The sequence below is a fragment of the Mesorhizobium sp. WSM4312 genome (genome assembly GCF_002294875.1).
GTDB lineage: Bacteria > Pseudomonadota > Alphaproteobacteria > Rhizobiales > Rhizobiaceae > Mesorhizobium.
Map to the genome: position 1 here is coordinate 1 of NZ_NSFU01000019.1, position 20575 is coordinate 20575.

The window sequence follows — 20575 nt, forward strand, 5'->3', positions numbered from 1 at the left end:
CGCCGAGCTTGGCGATATCGTAAGGCGGCCAGTTGTCCGCATTCTGTGGCGAACTGGCGTTTTCGAGCAGGTTGAAGATGCGGTCAAAGCCGATGCTCGACCGATAGAAGGGGGAAAAGTCCACGTTCGTTCTCATAGCTACATCCTCCTTGGAGCAACATAGATACGAGGGAACGCCAAGAAGCCTGGCGCTCCCTGACACGTCGGCCCCTTGCACGGCGACCGACAAAGATGAGTTGGGAATCGATTTCCGCCGCGTCAAGAGCGACCGCCGCAATCACCGAGCAAATGACAACCAAACAGGCGCAGGCATTTGTGAGTTTTGCCAGGATAGCTGGGGTGCTGGCCAGCGGCTACTTCTGCAGTCTCGCGGCCGGCAACAGCAAGAAAAATCCCGATCTAGACGTTTCACAGATGTTGGGACCAGCCAAGCCGGTAAGCGTTCAACTCTTCCGCACATGCCAGGCCAGGTAAGCAATCGCGGCGCCAACACCAATCAATTCTATCCCCAACAGCAGTCCGATCAGCCATACGGCTGTCACCGGGATCCTGACCCACAGCGTCACGGAAAGAAGAATCCCGATCATCCCACTCCCCAGGACCCAGCCCCAGTTGGGGAAGGGGCGGATGGTGAGGGCGAAAACTACCTTCGCGATGCCCTCGATCATGAAGAAGACGATCAGCAGCAAGGTGATGGTCAGCAGTCCGTTTCCAGGATGGCGCAGAAAGAGAAGACCAATCAGCACAGCAAGGATGACGGAGATGAGTTGCAGCCAGAAATGAGGCACGTGGCCCGCGCCGATCAGGCTTATGCCTTGTAGGCCTCCGCTGACGATCAGCACCCAGCCGAGCAAGTTCACCACGGCAATCGACGAGATCATCGGAAAGGTCACTGCCAGAATTCCGGCTGCGACCAGCATCGCGCCCTCGACCAAATACCAAAGTGAGTACTGCCTGAGGGTCTGCCGCATCGCCTCGCGAAAGACGTCTGCTGCTGCATCCAACGAGATCGACCTGCCCTGCCTCCAAAAGCCGTCTGTGTCTACGACGGCCTCAAGCTGGGCCGCATGCGCTTTTGCGATTTTCAGGAGGGTTATTGCCGTCTCCTGGGCTGTCCATCCGCGGGCTTGTGACGAAGCGACCAGTTCCTCGAATGCGGGCTCCAATGCGACCTCGCAGTTGACCTCCCGATCGGGGCTGTCCTCTGGCAGGATTGGGGGTTCAACCTTCTGGGACATGCAAATGAAGTGCATCGCGGACGAAAGGTTCCGACGCGCCTCGACGATTGATCATAATTCTGAAAATGCGGCCGGCTCATTCACCCGTGAGCGCCGCCCGCGGCGGCGAATGCCTTCCGACGCCGGAAGCGGCGTTTCGTTTACGGCGCGTCGCCCGCGCTGTTGCCAGGCCAAAGGACGACGCGAGAAGGCCGAGCTGGACTTCGCCTTCTACCCGCCGCCTGAGTTCGCCATCTCGTCCTTGAAGCTGACTTTCGTGCCTTTTTGCACCATGGAGGCGAGGTCCTCGGCATCCCAGTTGGTCAGCCTGATGCAGCCATGCGAGAAGGTCGCGCCGATCTTGCCCGGTTCGGGCGTGCCGTGAATACCGTAGCTCTCGATGGAAAGATCGATCCAGACCGACCCCACGGGATTGTTCGGTCCGGCCGCAATCGTGAACGGCCGCTTGGCTTTGACCCCCTTGAAAGCGAAGTGCGGATCGTAGTGATAGGTGGGATTGCGCACGACGCGCTTGACCTGCGCCTCGCCGCTCGGCGCCGGCTTCTCGGCGCTGCCGATGGATGCGGGAAAGACCGCGAGCCATTTACCGGAAGGATCAAGAACGCGCACCAGGCGTGCGCCCTTGTCGACCTCGATCCCGGCAATTGTGGCGGGAGGATCACCCCGGTCTACATCCGGAACCAGCAACTTAGTGCCGACCTTCCTGAAGCCGATGCCCGGATTGAGCCTCCTGAGCAATTGCTCACTTATGTGGAAGCGCTCGGCGAGCTTCTCCGTGACGTTGTGATAGCCGAGCCTCCGCAGGTGGGCCATCCTCTCCATGCGCGCCGGAATGCGCTTGGTAAAGGGTCCGCTTAGATCCTTGCGCGTCAGCTCGTAGCTCACCACAACCGGGTTGGTGGAGGTTGCCGTCAGCCTGTCCCAGGTCTCCAGCGTGAGCTTCCCATCGGAGGGCAATCCGTTCGCAGTCTGAAAGGCCCTGATGGCCTTTGCGACGTTCTCCGAGAAGCGGCCCTCGATCAAGCCTGGCGAGAAGCGGGCGCGATCCAAAAGTATCTGCGCTTTCAGGATAACCGGGCTGAAGCCTTTCGATCCTTCGGCTGAGAATTGCGCTTGATTGACAGTGGCGAGGTCCAGCTTGGCCGCCGCTGTCCCGCCGCAAGTGAGGGCAAGCGCCGCAGCCACGAGGAGAAGGAGCCTGACCATCGATGCACCCCGCCAGTACCTGTTTCCATGACGCAGCAAGGCCAGGTCGCCGGCCCCACTCCAGGACATGCTCCGCAAAACCCCGCAGGCCAGCGAGCGCCGCCTCGCCAGCTGGCAATTTTGCAGCCGAGGCGGCGCGGCGTCTTCGCTGACCTAGCGTCTGGCGCTCAACCGTGCACCATTATACTTCTCAGCCATGCAAGAACCTTGCTGCCTCCGAGCACCCTGCGCACTCTGCCGGCCGCCCAGTCGGCCCGCATCGTGGCACCGGCATGGCAACTGCAGACGATGTCGTGCAACTGCCAGTCGGACAGTTCGAAGAAGCGCTTGGCTTCGCCGTAAGTGTCCGATTTCAGGCCCGATGCACGCAGCAATGAATCATCGAAGGCAACCGTGATCGGCGACCCGGTTGCCCGTGCCTCTTCGCGGAGCCCGGAGTTAAGACGCTCGGTACCGGTGAGCGCGGTCAGGCAGCGCGACGGATTCATTTCGAGCAGTTCCGCCCACCGTTCGATCCGTTGCTTTCTGGTCATCGGCAGAGCCGGCGCCTTCGGATTGATGTCGGCGATCGACTGCAGTTCCTCAAGTGTCTGATGTTTCATGATTAGCTCCTGTTCTTAGCTTTCAGCGGCGTCCGCAGCCTGTCGTCTTCGACCTAGGGTCTTCAGCTCGACGTCTGAGAGCTCGCGGCTAAGAGATCATGGGCGCGAGCCGCTCGGGTTCCTCAAGCGACCTTCAGCCGACACCACACAGCGGTATAAGCGAAAGAACCGTTATCGATCTCTAATGTTCCAACGGCAGGGGCAGATTTCGTGCGGCCTGATCAACAAGAAGGCAATGTGGTGGGTTGGGCATCAAAACAGGCAATCGTCGCGACAATTCTATCCGGCGCTCTGGCTGTTGCCGGGTGCACAACGGTGACGCCTAGGGTCGATCCGGCCTCGACGACGAAACACCAACACCGGGCGAAGGCCGTTCGCACGATCGAGCCGGCCCAAACCGAAGCCCCGCCGGTCGTCGCTCCTTTGGGTGGAGGTAACGGTGGCGGTAGTTCCGGCGGTGGTAGCAGCTGGTGACGGAGATCAACAAGGTAACTTCATACCCTGGCATCGCGGCTACCATGGCGTGCCGTAACCGCTCGCCAAGCAAGGGCAACTGCTCTATGCTGCCATCTCCTGCGGTATCGAGATAGGTTGTCCTGGCGGGGGCGTTCCATGTTCGAAGTCGTCGTATTCTGTCGAAAAGTGCGCGCGAAGGCCGGAGCCTTTGGTTTGGTCCTTGCCGCGCTGCTGGGCTTGCTGGTCTTCGAACCGCACGCCGCCAACGCCGCGCCGAACTGGACGCTCGATCCTGACGCCTCGGTGCTCACCTATCAGTCGGTCAAGAAGAACACGATCGTCGAGACCAACAAGATCAGGAATATCACCGGCACGCTCAGCGCTGCGGGTGACGCCAAGGTCAGCTTCGATCTCAATTCCGTCGACACCGGCGTCGACCTGCGCAATGTGCGCATGCGCTTCCTGTTCTTCGAAACATTCAAGTATCCGACGGCCGAGCTGACGGCGAAGGTGGACCCGGCGGCCTTTGCCGACTTGCCGGCCAAACGCCGGATCAAGGCAAGCTTGCCGTTCCGGCTTAGCCTGCACGGCGTCGACAAGGATCTGGAGGCGAGCGTCGTCGTCACCATGATCAGCGACACCCAGGTTTCCGTGGCGTCAGAGGCTCCCGTCGCGGTGCATGTCGAGGATTTCGGCCTGCTGCCGAACGTCGACAAGCTGCAGCAGGCCGCCAATGTGACGAACATCGTGCCCACCGCCTCGGTGTCCTTCGACTTCGTCTTCGTCGCCGAAGGCAGCAAGCCGGCCGCGGTGCAGACGGTCGCTGCCGGCACCGCCGATGTCGGTCCCGTGGCCACCGACGCGGCGAAGGCCAATTTCAGCGACGAGGAGTGCCTCAACCGGTTTGCCGTGTTGTCGCGCACCGGCGCCATCTACTTTCGTCCGGCCAGCGCCCGGCTCGATGCCAAGAGCCGTCCGCTGCTCGCCGAAGTCGAAGGTGTCGTCGGCAAATGCCCGACCTTGAAGGTGGAGGTCTCCGGCTATACGGACTCGGACGGCTCGCCCGAGGCCAACAAGGCGCTCTCCGAACGGCGCGCGCAGGCGGTTGCCGATGCGTTGGTCGCCGGTGGCGTGCCGCGTCAGCAGATCACTGCCGCCGGCCATGGCGAGGAGAGCCCGGTTGCCGCCAACGACACGCCGAAGAACAAGGCGCTCAACCGGCGGATCGAGTTCTCCGCCACGAAGCTCGCGAACTGAGGTCGGGGTGGGTTCCCGTACAATGGCCTTTTGCGCCGTCTTGCTTCGCGGCGCCGGCCTTGTCGCCCTTGTCCTGCTTTTGACCTCGACGGCCGCCAGTGCCGAGCGCCGTATCGCGCTGGTGCTCGGCAACTCGCAATATCAGCACGCAGCGCCGCTCGCCAATCCTGCACGCGATGCCCAAGCGATGGCCGATCGCCTGCAGAACCTTGGTTTCGAGGTGATATCCGGCTTCGACCTCACCAAGCAGCAGACGCAGGCCACGGTCGCCCAGTTCGCCAAGCAGGTGCGCGGCGCCGATGTGGCGCTTTTCTTCTATGCCGGCCATGGCCTGCAGGTTTCAGGCAAGAACTATCTGCTTCCGGTGGATGCCGCGCTCGAGGACGAGACCTCGCTCGACTTCGAGGCCGTGTCGGTCGATTTCATTTTGCGTCAGATGTCTCGCGAGACCAGCATAAGGCTGGTGTTTTTGGACGCATGCCGGGACAATCCTCTGGCCGAGGTGCTGGCAAAGACCGCCGGCGTCAAGGGAGCAAGCAGCGGCCTTGCGGAAATTCCGATCGAGAATGGCGGCGCCGGAACGCTCGTCGCCTTTGCCGCCAGTCCCAACCAGCTCGCCTATGACGGGTCCGGCGATCACTCGCCCTTCACGACGGCATTGCTTCAGCACATTGGGGAATCCAATGTCTCCATCACCGAAGCGATGAACAGGGTGACCAGCGACGTCTTCAAGGCGACCGCCGGCAAGCAACGCCCCTGGATCAATGTTTCCTTGACCACCGAGGTCGTCCTGCACAAGGTCGATCTCAAGGCGCCGCTGATCGTCGGCGAGGCGAGCCCCCCGAAATCTGAAGCCGGATCCGACACGCGCAACACCGGCGCTTCGCCAGGCCAGAATGCCGACCAGCTTGCGCTTGAGACGCTGCGTGCGAAAATCCCGAAGCTGGCTACAGACGGTCCTATCCTTTTCGATCGTCCCGTGAAGTTCGGCGACCCCGCGATCGACGGCAAGAGCATCGCCCAACTTATCAAGAGCGAACCGCTTTTCAGTCCGGTGGAAGGCCTCGACAAATCGGTCTGGCAAGGCAAGCACTGCAACAACTGCCATGAGTGGAATGAGGTCCGGCTTTGCGAGCAGGCGAAAAATTTCGCCGCCAACGACGTCTCGGTCCTGCGCCTGCAGCATCCGCTCGGTACCCGCTTCAAGGTCGCGCTGGCCAGATGGGCGCAAGGCGGCTGCCAATAATGCCGGCCTGATACCAGCGATGACGGGCAGCGATCGGCGAATGCCGTTACGTCGCCATCTCCGCCATCTGGATGCCCATTTCGACAAAGGCCGAAAGCACGGAAAACCGGTCCGCCAGCGAGGCGCGGGCCAGCCCGGCCAGAATTCCGGCATTCACGGCATGGGCGGCAGGAAATCCGGTCGACACCATGTCGAGGGTCGGATCGCGCCATACCGCTGCCAGAGCGATCCAGGCGGCCGGCGTCGCCGGCGGCAGGTCCAGGGAATTGCTCAAGACTGCTTGATGGTGGGGATTGTCAGGTTCGCCGACGCGGTCGTGGACAAGCGCCAGCAATTCGAGATCCCGGTCCGCGAGGAGCTCGGCGAGATTGCTCAGGCATTCATGTCCCCACCAGACGGCGGCTCGCTCGGGCAGCAGGTAGGCACAGAACGTGACTGCTTCTTCCGGCACGCGCCCGGCAAGCAAGGCTCGGCAAAAATCAAGCGGCGGCTGGCCGGTGGCCAGCGACTTCATGTCCCTGGCGATGGCGGGACAAGCGAGAAACAGATCCCGTGCCGTTCTGTATCCGAGTTCATTGGCCATGGCTGCCACACCCCAAGAACCACCAGAACAGCACTCAAGCCTGTGGCCGCGCGCCGGTCAAGCGTCAGTCGTTGGCAGGCGGCGACCAGGGCGGCATGCGTTTGTTCACAGACAATCGCTTGCCGATTTGATATGATGCGCCAGCGAAATCCTCTTGGACAGGAGTGACGGTCATGCGATGGGGCAGTTCAGCCTTGGCATTGGCGGCCATGCTTCTTGCAACGCACGTCTTTGCCGATCCGCTTCAGAAATCGGAAGACATCGTCAAGTTCTTCGCCGGACAGCCCGGCAATCTGGGTGCCGCGCGCGGCATCTGCGTCGGCACGGAGGAAGAGTGCAAGAGCAAGGCCGAGAAGACTGGCTCGGCTGCACAAAAGACCGGTCTCGACATGATGATCAATTTCGCCCTTGATTCCGCGCAACTCGACCAGACGGCGCGTACCGAACTCGACGAGTTCGCCAAGGCGCTGAAGGACAATCGGCTGAGCACGTTCAGCTTTGTCGTTGAAGGTCATACCGATGCAACCGGCCCGGATCGCTACAACCAGGACCTGTCGCAGCGGAGGGCCCAGTCGGTGGCAGCTTTCCTCGAAGCGAACGGCGTAGAACCTGCCAGGCTTGAAGCAATCGGCCTTGGCAAGTCGCACCCGCGTGTCGCCAATCCTTACGATCCGGTCAACCGGCGCGTGGAAATGCGCATCAGGACGGAGTAGGCGGTCGCCGCCAGGCCGATCCGTCGACAGCGATAGCGGCAAAAGGGAACTCGTCCAGCGCAGGTTCCCTTTGACTGGCCATGATCAATATCTCATCGCGCCGCCGATCACGACGCCGCTGCCGAAAATCAGCGCCTTGGTCAGGAAGTCATTGTTGTCTCTCCGGCGCGGCTCGTCGCGCATCACAATCTCCCTGTTGCGCCAGCGCTCGACGATCTGCTGTCTTCGCGGTTTCCGCTGCGCCACCGGTTTCAGCGTGCGGGTCTTCTGCACGACCTGTTTCTTCGGTGGTGCGGCGCGGACCTGGTCGGCGGCCGAGGTACGAACGGCCGAGCCGGCACTCGCGTCCGCATCGCTCGTGTCGAGCGCCGCGACCTGCTTGCCCGCCTTGGGGGCCTTCAGCTGGTCGATGTCGAGCCTTGCCACCGTGGCGAAGGGGCCGCTCGGGAACTGGTCGAGATAGGCCTCGTAATAGGGAATGGCATTCTTCTTCGAAGCCTCGTCCCAAAGCCGCTGCTCGACCTCCCAGGACGGCGGATCGCTGGCCAACGGCGCGGGGGCAGGCGAGGCCGTCGTCCCGGCTGCATCGGCGATCGGCGCCCCCGCGGCTTGTGCCGACGGCTTGCCAAGGAAAACCTCGCGTCCCAGCGATGCGTTGTGCCATGGGCGCTGCCGGCCTTGCGTTGCTTCCGTCACGTCGCCGCGCACGCGCGTCAGCGCGCTCTGAATCTCGACACCGGGTTCGGTCAGGTGCTTGGCCAACGCCAGCGAGTAGGGGCTGTCTAAGCCGTCACCGTCGAAAGCGATAGCGCCGGGATCGGTTGCGTAAGCGATCAGGACACCGCCGGTGCCGACGCCGTCCGCCTTTGCATCCACCGGCGCGAGGCCGGCGCCAAGCGAGCGGCTTTTGGGCAGAGCCGCAGCCAGGGCACGACCCAGCGGATTGTCGCGGCAGGCATCGAGAATGATGATGCCAACAGCGGGATCGGCAGGCAGCGCCGCCATGAACTCGTCGATCTGAACCGTGCGGGTCTTGAGATAGGCGGGCGAGGTCAGATCGGCATCGACCGGTATGAGATAGTTCTTGCCGTCGACCTGCATGCCGTGGCCGGCGTAGAAGATGACCGCGAGGTCGGCGTTGTAGGATTCTTCGGTGAATTTGCTGATCAGGCCATGCATGCCGGCATTGTCCTGGTCGACGCCTTCGATCACGTCGAAGCCGGCGTTGCGCAGCGTCGACGCAATCAAGTGGGCGTCGTTCGCCGGGTTGGGCAAGGCGACGGCGTTGACATATTTGCTGTTGCCGATGACCAGCGCGACACGCTTGCCCCCGGCCGTTGCGGCCTGGACGCCGAAGGCGGCAAGGATGGAAAGGACAACTCCGCTCAAAAGGATGGCAAACAGTTTCATGGATCAGCCCTCCGGCCCATCGGGGCACGCTATCGATCTCTGCGCATGCTCATTTCGTCAGCCATAAGTCGCATCTGCCAAAATGGCTCTCAGGCTTGTGTAGCCCGACGACGGCTTAGGTTCACCGAATGCACCTGGCCTCAGCAAATATTTGCCGAAATGCCGGTGTCAAAACCGATCGAGCAGGCGATCGTGCCGCCCTTGAGCCGGGACGGTCCAATTCTTTGTTTTGACGCAATTCCCAAGGGCAAGCGCTACGCGCTCTTCCCGGGAAAACCGTTCACACTTTTCCTGGAATTGCTCAGCCCGGCTCAAGCGTCTCTTGGATTGAATTGAGCAGCGCGGTTATCGCCTGCTTGTATTTCTCGAACTCCGGCGACGTCTGCCGGACCTCGGTCGTGGTTGTCGCCGGCTGGCTCTGATCGGTCACCACGCGCGGCACTTTCTGCCCCATTTTCCGCTCGGCCCAATCGATGACGTAGCCGACGGTCTTGCCGGTCAGGAACGGATTGGCCTGGATCACGGCTGCGCCCAGAACGGCGGTCAATTGCGACGAGCCGGACGCGGCCAGCACCTGGTGCGCTCCTTCCATGCCAAGGAAGTGGCAGAGATAAAGACGCCCGGCGGTGATCTGGTGGCCGCGGGCGCGCAGATAGGCCTCCCCTTCGCGCGCCAGGTTGCGCACCATTTCGCGCGACAGCGTCGCGTCATAGCGAAGCGCGAGCAGGTCGGCGGTCGAAAGCGATCGGGCAAGGTCGGGACGATAGGTATTCATCATCCGGATCCAGGTCTTGGTGATGAACTGGCCGGCGCCGGTTGCCGACGAGTTGGGATTCTTGGCGCGGGCGCTGCCGCCGCTTTCGACATGGACGATCCGGTCGGTCAGCGTCTCGACCGCGGAATCGCCGGGCCCGCCGGAACTGACGGAAACGGCGGTGGCGACCGTGGTGACTGTCCCGAGCGGGTCGATCGCCTCGCCGTTCTCGTAGAGCTCGAAATGCAGATGCGGGCCGGTCGAAAGCCCCGTGGTGCCGATGTAGCCGATGACGTCGCCGGCCTTCACCTTGGTGCCGACGCCGCTTGCGATGGCGAATTTTTGCATGTGCGCGTAGCGCGTCTCGCGGCCGTTGGCATGCGTGATCTTGACCAGATTGCCATAGCTGCCGCCATCGCCCTGGAAGGAAATCTCGCCGTCGAAGGCGGCCATGACCGGCGCCCCGACCGGAGCCGCCCAGTCGACACCCTTGTGGATCCGAACCGTCCCGAGGATCGGATGCTTGCGCGGGCCGAAGGTCGACGTCATCACCCCGGCGACCGGCGTGACCATGCCGTTGGTGACGTTCAGCGAGCGGACCTGATCATCGCCGGTCACGCAGGCGTATTGGCCGTCGCTTTGCTGGAAGACGAAGCAGTCGAGGTTCTTGTCCTTACCCAGGACACCGACGTAAAGCACCCGTCCGGAGATCTCGCCCTGGTCGCGCGGCGTCTGCGAGTAGATCATCACCAGGCGCTGGTCCTCGCTGGCGAAAGCGTCGAGATCCTGTCCCCTCGACAGATACATGATCGCTTCGCCGATCACGCTGGTCGGCACCTTGTTTCGTGCCGCGGTCGAGTAGATCGCGTCGAGCAGGCGGTACTGCCGTTTGGGCCCGCCCTGGTCGGAGGCACCGGAATAGTTGAAGAGGTCCTCGCGAACCCAGGGGTCGACGCCGGAAACGAAGGCGCCCGCCGTGTTGCGCGTCAGCGTGCCGACATAGACGTTCCTGGCGTAGACCGAGACCTGCATCAGCGACATGGTGGTCGTCTCGCGGTTCGGCCGGAAGCCGCGCATGGCGACCACGAAACCGGCCTCGAGCCCGTCGCGCTTGAACACCGCCTTCAGCGCCTCGCCGGCAAGCCTGGCGTCGTCCGCGGAGAAATGCGCGTCGAGCGCCACGCTATCCAGGCTGCGGTCGTTGAGGATTTTCACGAAAGTGTCCTCGGTCGCCGCGAAGCGCTGATATTCGCTGGTGACCGTGGCGACGGTGGTGTTGTTTTCGATCGCGGTTTTCTTGAAGGCGGGGAGCGCTGCCTCGCCCTGGTCGATGGTCTCGCCCCAGCCGGCCTCGGGGTCGTCCGCGTCGGCCTTGGGCGCCGAGCCGGCGGGGATCTCGCCCTCGTCCGGCGGCGCCTGCAGGTCGTTTGCCAGATCGCCCGGTTGGTCGTTGGGCGCCGCAGCAGGTGCGGGCGAGGTCGGCTGCTGATCGTCAGGCGCTGCGGTTGAAGACTTCGCAGCAGTCTGCCGCTGCGCCTTGAAGAAGGCAAAATCCTCCTGCGTCGACGGGATCGTCGTCATGAACTTCTCGCTGGCGCTCAGCATCACGTCGGACAGAATCTCGATCTGCGGCGAGGCCCCGGAACTGTCGAGTTCGGCCGGGCGCGCAACCGTGTGGCCCTTCGTGGCGGTGTCCGCGTCGGGCGCCAGCGTGATCCACATCGGGTCACCGGCAAGGTCGATGATGGCAGGCACATAGACCGAGGCGTCGGGCGGCACGTCTTCCATGCCTTCGACGGGATGCAGTTCCTCGTCCTCGTCGCCGAACGACCAGTTGTCCTTGGTAAGATAGAAGCCGGTGGCGATCGCGATGACGGTGAGCGTTGCAACGCCAGCAACAACGCGGCGCCAGAGTTTGCGTCTGCGCTCGGCCAGGCGCGCCAGTCTCTTCTGTTTGAAGCTCGTGTCGATGCTGTGCGTCACGGGCTGTTTCCGGTCAGGAAATAGGTCCAGCGCACCTGCTCCAGCGTATCGACCTCGACGAAACGCGCCGCGATATGACCGCGCTGCCAGCACTCCTCGATGCCACGGATGGAAAAGCGGCGCCGATCGGCGCACATCTCGGTCGATCCGTTGAGGATCGCATGGCCGAACACGTCGGTCGCGTAGAGGTAGATGTAGCGGTTGGCCAGTTCCTCGCGGATGACGTTCACGCACTGGTTGGCGCCGATGGTCCACCAGCCGTCGGTCTGGTCGGCATTGTCGACCTTCTGTCCGACGGCGAGGTTGACGACGTCGAGCGTCTGGTTGCAGACGGTGAATTCGGCATGCGCGCTGTTGGTCGAGAAGATAACGAGCAGCGCCGCGCCGGACAGCGCGGAGAATGCCAAGCGGCCGGAGAAATCCGCCAACAATCGAAGCCAGCTAGGCTTTGCGTGTGACGAAGGCCGGCAAAATGAATGCGAGGGGCGAAGGTCCATCGGCGTTCATATCTATCCGCCGAGCCGGAAATACTTGGCGGTGGCGGAGAACTGCGAGCCGTCGGCGCCGATCTCCTCGAGCATCTTTGGCAAAAGCTCGGAGACCGGTGTCGGTTTCGAGAACATCGCGGCCTGGATGTCCTTCGGCCCGGCGATCACCAGCATGATCTGCGGCAGGGGTTTGCCGGCCGACTTGTCGGCGGCGCCTAGACCGATCGGGATGTTGAAGGTCGCCTTGTCGGTCTGCGCCACGATGCGATCATCGAGGTTGAAGGCGATGCCCCTGTGGTCGATTAGCATGACGTTGGAAACCAGCCCGCCACGCGTTACCAGCGTGCCACTGATCGGCGCGCCATCCGGCACCGATGTCCGGTCGAGAACGAGCTGCGGACTTTCCACACGGTTCCGGTCGAGGACGCGCAGGAAGTTGGTCACTTCACACTGAGGCTGCTCGATAAGATGGACATTGATGTCCGGCTCGAGATGGAACCTCGAGCGAAAAGCGTTGAGCATCTGCTCGAAGGGCTGCACGGCTGTCGCGAGGCCTTCGATGGCCGCGGAGCTGGCGGTTTGCGATGTCAGCGACGCATAGAAACAGTCGCCGCCGCTGAAGTCGCGCACCCACGAGGCGCGTTGCGCCGCCTCGTCGACCGGCTTTCCCGGCGGAACCGCCGGCTTTGGCACATCGATCGCGACTTCGGTATCGGGCCGTGTGGTTGCCGGTGGCTGTGGTTGCTGCGACGGCTTCGCCATCTGTGTCGGCTCTGATGGCGAGGTTGGTGGTATCGGCTGGCTGGCCGTCGGGGGCGGGGCAGCCGGTTTCGCCGGCGGGCTGGCCGGCTGCGTCGGCAACCGGCTTTCAGAGGCCGGCGGCGAGGAAGCCCCCGGCGTGGCCAGCTTGGAAAGGATCTCGACCAGGTCCGTTGCACTGGGTTCTGTCGCCGGCGGATTTGCCTGCTGCGCCGGCTTGCTCCCTGCCTCCGCCTGGCTTGGCGCGGACGTCTTCGGCGGGTTCGCGGTCGGTTCCTGGGCAGGCTTGGTCTCGACCGGGGGCACTTGCGCCTGACTGTTGTCCGTGGTTTCGGGCTGGGCCGCAGGCGGCGCTGGCTTGCCGACGGGGGGCGCCACCGGCGCCTGCTCGGCGGGTTGCCGTGCTTCCGTTGCCGGCGGCGCCTCGGGCCTGGTGGTCGGCATGGGGGTGTCGGTAGGCTTGGCCGGCTCCGGTTTCTGCTCGCCCGCGGCGTCCGCCTGGTTCTCGGCCGGCATCGGGGGCTTCACCTGTGCATCCGGCAGGGCAGGTGGGTTCACCGTCTCGATGGTGGCGGCATTGTCGGATTTTGAAGGCTCTGGCTGAGGCTGCACCGGCGGCTGAGGGTTCGATTCATCCGGCTGCGGCGTTTGAGCCACCGGCTTGGGGGCTTCAACACCGGATTTGGGCACTGGCTTCGGTGTCAACGGCTTGAGTTTCTCTTCGGCCGGCGGAGGCGCCAGGACGCCGCTGAAGTAAAGGCCGCCGCCCAGCAGGACCGCCAGCGTCACGAGGCCGCCGGCGACAGCCGGCATCCGCGACGGTTTTCGCGGGGCAGCCGGCATGGGCGTGCTGGCCGGCGCGGGCGCTGGGGCAGGCCGGGGTTGTGACAGGTGCGCCGGTCGCACATGCTCAACAAAGTGTTTTTCGCCCGCGGAGGCCGAAGGCTGCGGCCCGGACTCGGCCAGTGCCGTCCAGCCGGCGCGCGGCAAGCCCGCGCGGTCACGCGGACCATACGATGCCGGCGGCAATGTCGCGTCGACATCTTCGCCACGCGTTGCCCTGGCGATCTCGGCCATGCTGGCCGGCCGATCGCGCGGATCCGGCTGCAGCATCGCGGCAATGAGCTCTTGGAAATCGGGGTCGATGTCAGACAGGTCCGGCACGGTCCGGCGTTTCTCGATCACCTCATATTGCGAGCCGCTCATATCGAGCGGCTTTCCGCGCAATGCCGCGGCGAGCACCAGTCCGAGGCTATAGATATCGGACTGCTCGCTGACCTCACCGCCATAGAGACCGAGCTGTTCGGGCGAAACGTAATTGTATTTGCCGGCGAACTTCCCGCCGATCAGCGTTTCACCGCCAACGGCGGCCGATCGGGCGATGCCGAAATCGATGATCTTGGCGCTCTCCACCCGCCCGCCAGGCAGGATGATGTTGTCCGGCGAGAGGTCTCGGTGAACCGCGCCCGCCTGGTGCACCGCGGCGAGCCCCGAAGCCAGGCGATGGCAAAGCCGCCGCACTTCTCCCCCCGGCATCGCTCCGCGACGCATCACGTCGAATAGTGATTGGCCGTCCACGAACTCCATCGCCAGATAGGGGCGGCCGATCCTCGGATCGATGGTGAAGACGTGATAGCGCACCACCGCGTCATGCGACAGGTGGTTGAGGATCGACGCTTCCTTGCGGAACAGCGACAGGATCGTCTGATCGCGGGCGAATTCGGGCAGTACGATCTTGATCGCCACATGGTCGCCGGTTTGGATATTGTGGCCGCGATAGACTTCTCCCATCCCGCCGGAGGCGATCCTCTCGTCGAGTTCGTAAATGCCGCTGAGCTGCGTGCCGACGCCGGCATAGATGTCGTTCGTCGATATCCGGGTCTTGTCCTCGTCGCTCATCTCGCCAGGCTCTCCGCTCCGGACCGATCCGAATGGAGCGCGCCGTTGCGCCCGCCGCCGATCTTCACGAGTACGATGGTCACATTGTCGGTTCCGCCGCGCGCCAGCACCGTCTCCAGCAGGCTTCGGCACGCCGCCTGCGGCGTTGCGGATATCACCGCGGCTTCGATCTCGGCGTCGCTGACATGCGCCGTCAGTCCGTCGGTGCTCAGGACGAAAACATCGCCCGGCATCAGCTCGCCCTGCTGGAAATCGATCTCGAGCTCATCGCTGACGCCGACCGCATGGGTGATGACATGGCGGCGCGGCCAGGTAAGCGCTTCCTCCGCGCTGATCATGCCGCGGTCCAGCAGTTCCTGGACCTCGGTGTGATCCTTCGAGACCTGAAAGATCACACCGTTGCGGACCAGATAGATGCGGCTGTCGCCGGCCCACAAGCAGGCGAAGCGTCCGTCCATTGCAAGCAAGGCCGCGAAGGTGGAGCCGATGGTGATGCCGCGCGATCGCGAGATGTCGCGGATCTCGGAATTGGCGCGGCTCAGCCGGTCTTCGAAGCGCGCGCGAAGGTCCGGCGCCGAGCTCGCAATGCCGATCGTCGCCAGATGATCGACGATGCTGGCCGATGCGACCTCGCCGGCCTCGTGCCCGCCCATGCCGTCGGCCACCACCCACAGGCCGGTCTGCGGCTCTATCAGGTAGTTGTCCTCATTGTGGTCGCGCACGCAGCCCTTATGGCTTACGCCGAAGCTTTCGATGGGAAGGACGACAGAGTTCAATTTGCCACCAAGCGCTTCGCGAGCGTCCTCTGTGACCAATCATGGGCGGCGTGCCCAGGCCACTTTGCCACAAGCGCATACGTTAGAGTACCGAAATGAGGGCTGCGGCCGGCGGCGCGCTGGAACACAGCCATGTCAGAACGCCTTTGGACAGCTGAAGCCGGACAGGGCCGGCAGCAGGAATGGATTGGCCCCCGGTCCGGCCTGCATCGTGTAAGCGACGTCTCGTCCGCCGATCACGAAGCGGGCTTCGGTGTTGGCGCCATTGGCGGTGATGGTCGCCTTGTCCAACAGACGCTTGAAGGCCCACGGTCCTTCGAATTTGAGAGCGGAGTCGCGGCCCGGCATTTCCGGCATCAGGCTAAGGCTGGCGGAACCAGAGGCCGTGCTGGTTGGCCAGGTCACGGTGCTTGGCGCGCTCCCGGCCTGACTGCTCTGGACGGTCTGTCCGTCAATGTCGAGAACCGCGTTATCAGCGTCGCTGTTCAGCGAAAAAGGCGTGATGGTGATCGAAACCGACGGCACCGAGCCACCGGATGGGAAGAAGGCGCTGCGGATTTCGGCGGCCGACTGAAATGATTTCAAGGTCGACTTCGCCAGATCGCGGCTGGAGCGGACATCCTGTCTCCAGGTCCATTCCTGGCCGGTCATGTTGATCAGCGGCGCAAGGTTCTGTGCGAAGAAGCGGTCCATCAGCCCGCCCGGCGCGAAAAGCTTGGCGAAATCCGCTATCGGGATCTCCCCGGTGCCGTCACTGGCAAAGGGATAGCGACCGTTGACCGCCTCCTCGCAGGCTCGTGTGACCGTCTGGTCGAGGTTCTGGTTGAGGTTGGCCACCGAGGCTTCCGCGACATTGCCTTCGAACTCGTCCGCTGCCGCGTTGACCATGCGCGCAAGCGGCTTCGGAAGACGCGAGGCATTGGCGCGCAGCGTGGAGATCTGCAACTGCAGGTTGGCATTGACGCGTTCGGTCTGTGAAGGGACATCGGCCGAAAGCTTGAGGCTTTGAAAGATGTCGCGGAAATTCCGTGTCAAGGCATCGAGCGGCCGCCGTCCACTGGCGCCGCTGACCAGGGCCTGGAACGGTCGAAACTGTGCCTCGACGCTCGCGCCGGCATTCTGTGCGACGGCCGAGCCCAATCCGGCTCGGCTCTGCGACTTGCCGCCGGCGATCTGCAGGCCGATGCGTGCCAGACCTTTGGCCATGCCGGCGGGGTCTTCTTGCGCCGCGCTGCTCTCGCCCTCGGCCGTGGTGTCCTGCTTCGTCAATGCGGTCTCATCGGCGATCGCGATGAACAGCTGATCAAGAGGCGAGTCCGGCGCGGCGAGTGCGGAAAGCGCGAGATATTGCGGCTTGTCCTTGAGCAACGCCTTGAACTTGAGCTGGTCGAGCACGCGGTTCCATGCGGAGGAGAATTCCTTGCCGTAGCGGTCGATCAGTTCGGGACCGAGCTTGGGCAGGTCCTGGTCGATGCCACCCTGTTCGCCGCCTCCGCCGAGCACCCACTGGTCGTTGACGAGCATTTGCGCGATGCGCGAGAGCTGCGGCAGGAAGAAGCGGTTGAAGCCGGCGCGCGTGTAAAGCCCGGGAACGTTGAGATCGGTGAGATCGCTGCCATCCATGCGTTCGAACAGCAGCTGCGCCTCGGGGCCGGCTTTCGCGGCGACGGAGAGGTCCTCCAGCCTTGCGGCGTAGACCGCCGACCTGATCAGCGCCGAAGCGCGGTCGGCAAGGCTCATGCGCCCAAGCGAGCGTTGCGCGGCCTCGATCAGTGGCTGGTTGAGCTCAAAGACGGGATCGTAGGCGTCGTCGAGCGCCAGCATCGCGCGCAGATGCTTTTCGAGCTGCGCCCGGCCCTCGCGGTTGTTCTCGCCGGGATAGCGGTTCTCTTCCCAATCCTGCCTCATCCAGGAGACGATCAACTCGTCATCGACCTTTGGAGCCTTGCCGCCCAGCATCAGGTAGATCTTCAGCGGTTCGTAAAGCGCGATCGGATCGGCCATCCTGGCCTGGATGGTGCGCTCGGCCTGTACCAGCAGCCGGGAGCGGAATGTCCGCTCGAGCGCTTGTCGGTAGGCGGTCCTGGAGGCCGACAGCAGCCTCTCGCGCTGGCTGAGCCCGAACGTCTCCTCGATCGGCTTTGCCTGGTCGCCGTTCTCGAAGCCGGCCGGCAGGTTGCGCAGCTGGTCGAGCGGGCCGATGACGTTTTCGAGGTCGACGTCGGTCACCGTCGTGCTCTTGAGCAGCGGATCGGCGCTGTCGCGATACTGTGCCATCGCCTGCCTGGTGGAGGCGATCAGCGACTTGTTGGCGAAGAAGCTGAGGCCAAGCACGCCGAGAGCCGCCAAGGCCGCCAGCGCAATGGCGGCGAGGCCGCCAAATCTCGCGAGCCTGGCGCGCCGTTCGGCCACCCGGTCGAAGGATACCCAGCCCGATTCCGGGAAGATCACATTGGTCAGCAGATCGTGCAGGAAGAAGCTCTTGCCGGTGCCGGAAAAATGCGCCTGCGAGGTGCTGCCGAAGCTGCGGCCGATCGTGCCCAGCACCTGGTCGAACGGTGTTCCTTCCTGAGTACCAGAGGAGAAATAGAGACCCCGCAGGCTGACATTGACATGCGATCGGGAGGCATCGAACAAGCTGCCGATAAAATGCGCTATCCGGTTCCCGAGGGCACCGAACTGCGCCGGGAAGCCGAAGATGGCGATGCGCGCCACCGAGTCGGCCTCCTCCTGCAAGCGATCGACGACTTCTTCCGCCAAGCGCTTCGCCAGCCGGTCGAGTTCGGCCGGCGCCTCGCCGGCCATGTTCCTTGTGCGATCGGCGGTCTGGAACGTCGCGCCCCACACCTTGCGCCTGCGCGCTTCGTCGAATTGGCCGAAATAATCCAAGAAGCCGGAAACGAGATCGGACTTGGTGAAAAGCAGATAGACCGGAAACTGGATCTTCAGCGTCTCGTGCAATTCGCGCAGGCGGCTTCTTATCTCGGTCACATGCGCCTCGATATGCCGGTCGTCGAGGCCGATGAGATCGGCGAGGCTGATGGCCAGGATCACGCCGTTGATCGGTTGCCTTACGCGGTTTTTCTTGAGCAATCCGAGGAAAGCAAGCCAGCTTGCCTTGTCGCGCTCGCGGTCCGATTCCTGCGTCGTGTAGCGGCCGGCCGTGTCGATCAGCACCGCCTCATCGGTAAACCACCAGTCGCATGACCGCGTGCCGCCGACGCCGGCGACCGGCTGGGCATTGCCGGAGCCCGCAAGCGGAAATTTCAGCCCGGAATTGACCAGAGCCGTCGTCTTGCCGGCGCCTGGCGGGCCGATGATGATGTACCAGGGAATATCATAGAGGAAGTTGCGCTTGCCGCTCGTCCGCTTCAGCGTCGCGATGGCCTCGCTCATGCGCGCTTCGAGCAGCTGTGCATCGTCGTTGCGCTCGTCGCTGCGCACGATGGCCGCTTCGAGCGCCTTTTGCGCCTTGCGCCTTTGCCAGAAGCCGATGCCGTAGAACAACGCCAGCACGGCCACCGTCACGCCGACGATGACCGCCCTGAGCCATACGGATCCGAGTGGGCGGGTATCGGCGAAGCGGATCAGCGGTCCGGCATACCAGACGGCGGCCGAGAAGCCGGCCAGGGCCAGCACGCTGAATATCCGCAGCAGCCAGCGCATCAGTTGCCGTTCTCCGCCGATCCGGTCTGCAAGGTCTCCTGTTTCGGGATCATCACGTCGACGCGGCGGTTCTTGGCGCGGCCGTCCGCCGTCGCGTTGTCGGCGATGGGTTCGTCTTCGCCCTTGCCGTCCACGCTCAGACGCGATGGATCCTTCAATTGCCTGGCGATCATCGCCTGCACGGCCTTCGCGCGGGCGACCGAGAGATCGAAGTTCGATTTGAACGCGCTCGACTTCTTCGGCTTCACATTGTCGGTGTGGCCGACGATCTCGATCGGTCCGGCTTCGGCGTCTAGGGCCGTGGCGATATTGGCCGCGATCGGCTGGAACTGTGCCTTCAACTCAGCCTGGCCGGATGCGAACAGAAGCTGGTTGCTGATCTCGACAACAATGAAGTCGCCCTTCGTGCCGACGTTCAGTCCGCCGGCGGCGATCTCCTGGGCGAGTGCCGCGCGGATGCGGTCGATCTGCGTGGTGTCCGGGGGAGCGGGTGGCGGCGGTTTGGCTTGCACCGGTTCGGCGGGTGCCGCCACGCTGGCGCGTTCAATGGTGAGAGGGGTCGAAGGATTGAGCGCCAGCAGCGCGCCGGCGGTTGCATCGCCTTCATCGGTGATCAGGATCCGCAGCCCAAAGAAGGCCGCCGTCACCAGCGTCGCCGCAGCGGCTGCGATCGCCCACAAAGGCAGCCGCCCCCCTGGCCTGGCCATCGCCGCCGCCATGCCTTGCCACCGGGGCGAAATGTCCTCGGCGGCGCGCGGCCTGAAATAGCGCAGCGTGTCGTAGACGTCGCGCCGGACGCGCTCGAGTGCGTTGCGTTCGCCGGACAATCCCCGATACTGGCCTTCGAACCCCAGCGACAGGCAGGCATGCATCAATTCGAGCAGGTCGTAATGCGCTTCAGGCTTGGCGAGGATATTGTTCAGCGCTTCATAGAAGCCGGTTCCTGTCGGTCGTATGTGGAAGAACTGCACCACCAGACTGTGCTGAAGCCAGGTTTCCTTGTTCGGCCAGGGCAGGTTGCCGACCAGATCGTCGGCGGTTTCGCAAAGCGCAAATTTCGCGATCCGTGCGTCTTCTTCCCCGATGCCGGCTTTGGCCATGGTGTGGTCGAAGGTCTCGATGGCGTCTGCGATATGCGCCGCCAAGGCTGCGGCTTGCCGTTCGACCGGTATCAGTCGCAGCTGACCGAACAGCATGAGCAAGGGGGCTGCGGCGGCAAGGATAGGATTTGGCGCGGCATACTTCACGCCAGCGGTGGCGTCGAGCAAGGCGTCCTGCCGCAACGCCGGTGCCGCCGCGGGCTCAGCCCCGTGGCCGGCTTCCTGAACAACCACGGTTCCGGACGACCAGCCGGGGGGCATTTGCCGGCCGAGGCCGGGGTCGAACACTGTCGATTCCCTGGCGGGTGATGGCGCACCGGAACTATCGGGAGCCACGCGCGGCTTTTGCCTTGGCCGTGGCGCGCGGATGACGGTTTTGTCCGGTGGCTCGGAGGGATCGTCCTTCGAGTTCATCGGCGCGCCACCGTCGAGGTGCGCG

Annotated in this window: 15 protein-coding genes and 1 pseudogene; 3 read left to right on the forward strand and 13 right to left on the reverse strand. The window is 63.7% G+C overall.

Annotated features, from left to right (window positions below):
* From CK228_RS36020 to CK228_RS27300, 4 genes and pseudogenes are all read right to left on the reverse strand, one after another.
* Positions 1-136, reverse strand: a pseudogene (locus CK228_RS36020) (molecular chaperone Hsp20); the annotation flags it as partial.
* Between the two features lie 307 nt (positions 137-443).
* Positions 444-1238: an HdeD family acid-resistance protein gene (locus CK228_RS27290; RefSeq protein WP_245438126.1), complete on the reverse strand. Its 795-nt coding sequence runs from the start codon at positions 1236-1238 to the stop codon at positions 444-446.
* 210 nt (positions 1239-1448) lie between these two features.
* Positions 1449-2444 carry a L,D-transpeptidase gene (locus tag CK228_RS27295; protein ID WP_095789811.1) on the reverse strand — a complete coding sequence of 332 codons (996 nt, stop codon included), beginning with the start codon at positions 2442-2444 and terminating at the stop codon, positions 1449-1451.
* A gap of 167 nt (positions 2445-2611) precedes the next feature.
* Positions 2612-3046, reverse strand: a complete 435-nt coding sequence (locus tag CK228_RS27300) for a hypothetical protein (RefSeq protein ID WP_095789812.1) — start codon at positions 3044-3046, stop codon at positions 2612-2614.
* 612 nt (positions 3047-3658) lie between these two features.
* Between CK228_RS27300 and CK228_RS27305 the strand changes: the two genes are divergently transcribed.
* On the forward strand, positions 3659-4759 hold the full coding sequence (locus tag CK228_RS27305) for an OmpA family protein (RefSeq protein ID WP_095789813.1): 1101 nt from the start codon (positions 3659-3661) through the stop codon (positions 4757-4759).
* 22 nt (positions 4760-4781) lie between these two features.
* Positions 4782-6005: a caspase domain-containing protein gene (locus CK228_RS27310; protein ID WP_095789814.1), complete on the forward strand. Its 1224-nt coding sequence runs from the start codon at positions 4782-4784 to the stop codon at positions 6003-6005.
* A gap of 46 nt (positions 6006-6051) precedes the next feature.
* On the opposite strand, the gene CK228_RS27315 is transcribed toward CK228_RS27310, so the two are convergent.
* Positions 6052-6588, reverse strand: a complete 537-nt coding sequence (locus tag CK228_RS27315; RefSeq protein ID WP_245318277.1) for a hypothetical protein — start codon at positions 6586-6588, stop codon at positions 6052-6054.
* Between the two features lie 64 nt (positions 6589-6652).
* Positions 6653-6799: a hypothetical protein gene (locus tag CK228_RS35465; protein WP_179296064.1), complete on the reverse strand. Its 147-nt coding sequence runs from the start codon at positions 6797-6799 to the stop codon at positions 6653-6655.
* Between CK228_RS35465 and CK228_RS27320 the strand changes: the two genes are divergently transcribed.
* Positions 6798-7301, forward strand: a complete 504-nt coding sequence (locus CK228_RS27320; RefSeq protein WP_095789815.1) for an OmpA family protein — start codon at positions 6798-6800, stop codon at positions 7299-7301. The genes CK228_RS35465 and CK228_RS27320 overlap by 2 nt on opposite strands.
* An 84-nt stretch (positions 7302-7385) precedes the next feature.
* Here CK228_RS27320 and CK228_RS27325 read toward each other — a convergent pair whose 3' ends face one another.
* From CK228_RS27325 to tssL, 7 genes are all read right to left on the reverse strand, one after another.
* Entirely contained in the window at positions 7386-8711 is a 1326-nt protein-coding gene (locus CK228_RS27325) for a caspase domain-containing protein (protein ID WP_095789816.1), read from the reverse strand.
* Positions 8712-9012: 301 nt separating this feature from the next.
* Positions 9013-11448: a M23 family metallopeptidase gene (locus tag CK228_RS27330; protein ID WP_095789817.1), complete on the reverse strand. Its 2436-nt coding sequence runs from the start codon at positions 11446-11448 to the stop codon at positions 9013-9015.
* Complete coding sequence (locus CK228_RS27335; protein ID WP_245438127.1) at positions 11445-11855, reverse strand: DUF1036 domain-containing protein; 411 nt, start codon at positions 11853-11855, stop codon at positions 11445-11447. The genes CK228_RS27330 and CK228_RS27335 overlap by 4 nt, the downstream gene beginning before the upstream one ends.
* Before the next feature lie 102 nt (positions 11856-11957).
* Positions 11958-14594 carry a serine/threonine-protein kinase gene (locus tag CK228_RS27340; protein WP_095789818.1) on the reverse strand — a complete coding sequence of 879 codons (2637 nt, stop codon included), beginning with the start codon at positions 14592-14594 and terminating at the stop codon, positions 11958-11960.
* A complete protein-coding gene (locus CK228_RS27345) occupies positions 14591-15370 on the reverse strand; it encodes a PP2C family serine/threonine-protein phosphatase (RefSeq protein ID WP_095789888.1) in 780 nt (259 codons plus the stop codon). The genes CK228_RS27340 and CK228_RS27345 overlap by 4 nt, the downstream gene beginning before the upstream one ends.
* Positions 15371-15505: 135 nt before the next feature.
* The gene (gene tssM, locus CK228_RS27350; protein ID WP_179296066.1) at positions 15506-19036 is read right to left on the reverse strand and encodes a type VI secretion system membrane subunit TssM; all 3531 of its coding nucleotides are present in this window, start codon (positions 19034-19036) and stop codon (positions 15506-15508) included.
* Complete coding sequence (gene tssL / locus CK228_RS27355) at positions 19036-20550, reverse strand: type VI secretion system protein TssL, long form (RefSeq protein WP_095789820.1); 1515 nt, start codon at positions 20548-20550, stop codon at positions 19036-19038. The genes tssM and tssL overlap by 1 nt, the downstream gene beginning before the upstream one ends.
* Between the last annotated feature and the right edge of the window lie 25 nt (positions 20551-20575).

Bases quoted from the DNA above. Each gene is read 5' to 3' on its own strand.
- CK228_RS27290 (WP_245438126.1), bottom strand. From the start codon at position 1,238: ATGTCCCAGAAGGTTGAACCCCCAATCCTGCCAGAGGACAGCCCCGAT.
- CK228_RS27295 (WP_095789811.1), bottom strand. From the start codon at position 2,444: ATGGTCAGGCTCCTTCTCCTCGTGGCTGCGGCGCTTGCCCTCACTTGC.
- CK228_RS27300 (WP_095789812.1), bottom strand. From the start codon at position 3,046: ATGAAACATCAGACACTTGAGGAACTGCAGTCGATCGCCGACATCAAT.
- CK228_RS27305 (WP_095789813.1), top strand. From the start codon at position 3,659: ATGTTCGAAGTCGTCGTATTCTGTCGAAAAGTGCGCGCGAAGGCCGGA.
- CK228_RS27310 (WP_095789814.1), top strand. From the start codon at position 4,782: ATGGCCTTTTGCGCCGTCTTGCTTCGCGGCGCCGGCCTTGTCGCCCTT.
- CK228_RS27315 (WP_245318277.1), bottom strand. From the start codon at position 6,588: ATGGCCAATGAACTCGGATACAGAACGGCACGGGATCTGTTTCTCGCT.
- CK228_RS27320 (WP_095789815.1), top strand. From the start codon at position 6,798: ATGCTTCTTGCAACGCACGTCTTTGCCGATCCGCTTCAGAAATCGGAA.
- CK228_RS35465 (WP_179296064.1), bottom strand. From the start codon at position 6,799: ATGGCCGCCAATGCCAAGGCTGAACTGCCCCATCGCATGACCGTCACT.
- CK228_RS27325 (WP_095789816.1), bottom strand. From the start codon at position 8,711: ATGAAACTGTTTGCCATCCTTTTGAGCGGAGTTGTCCTTTCCATCCTT.
- CK228_RS27340 (WP_095789818.1), bottom strand. From the start codon at position 14,594: ATGAGCGACGAGGACAAGACCCGGATATCGACGAACGACATCTATGCC.
- tssM (WP_179296066.1), bottom strand. From the start codon at position 19,036: ATGCGCTGGCTGCTGCGGATATTCAGCGTGCTGGCCCTGGCCGGCTTC.
- tssL (WP_095789820.1), bottom strand. From the start codon at position 20,550: ATGAACTCGAAGGACGATCCCTCCGAGCCACCGGACAAAACCGTCATC.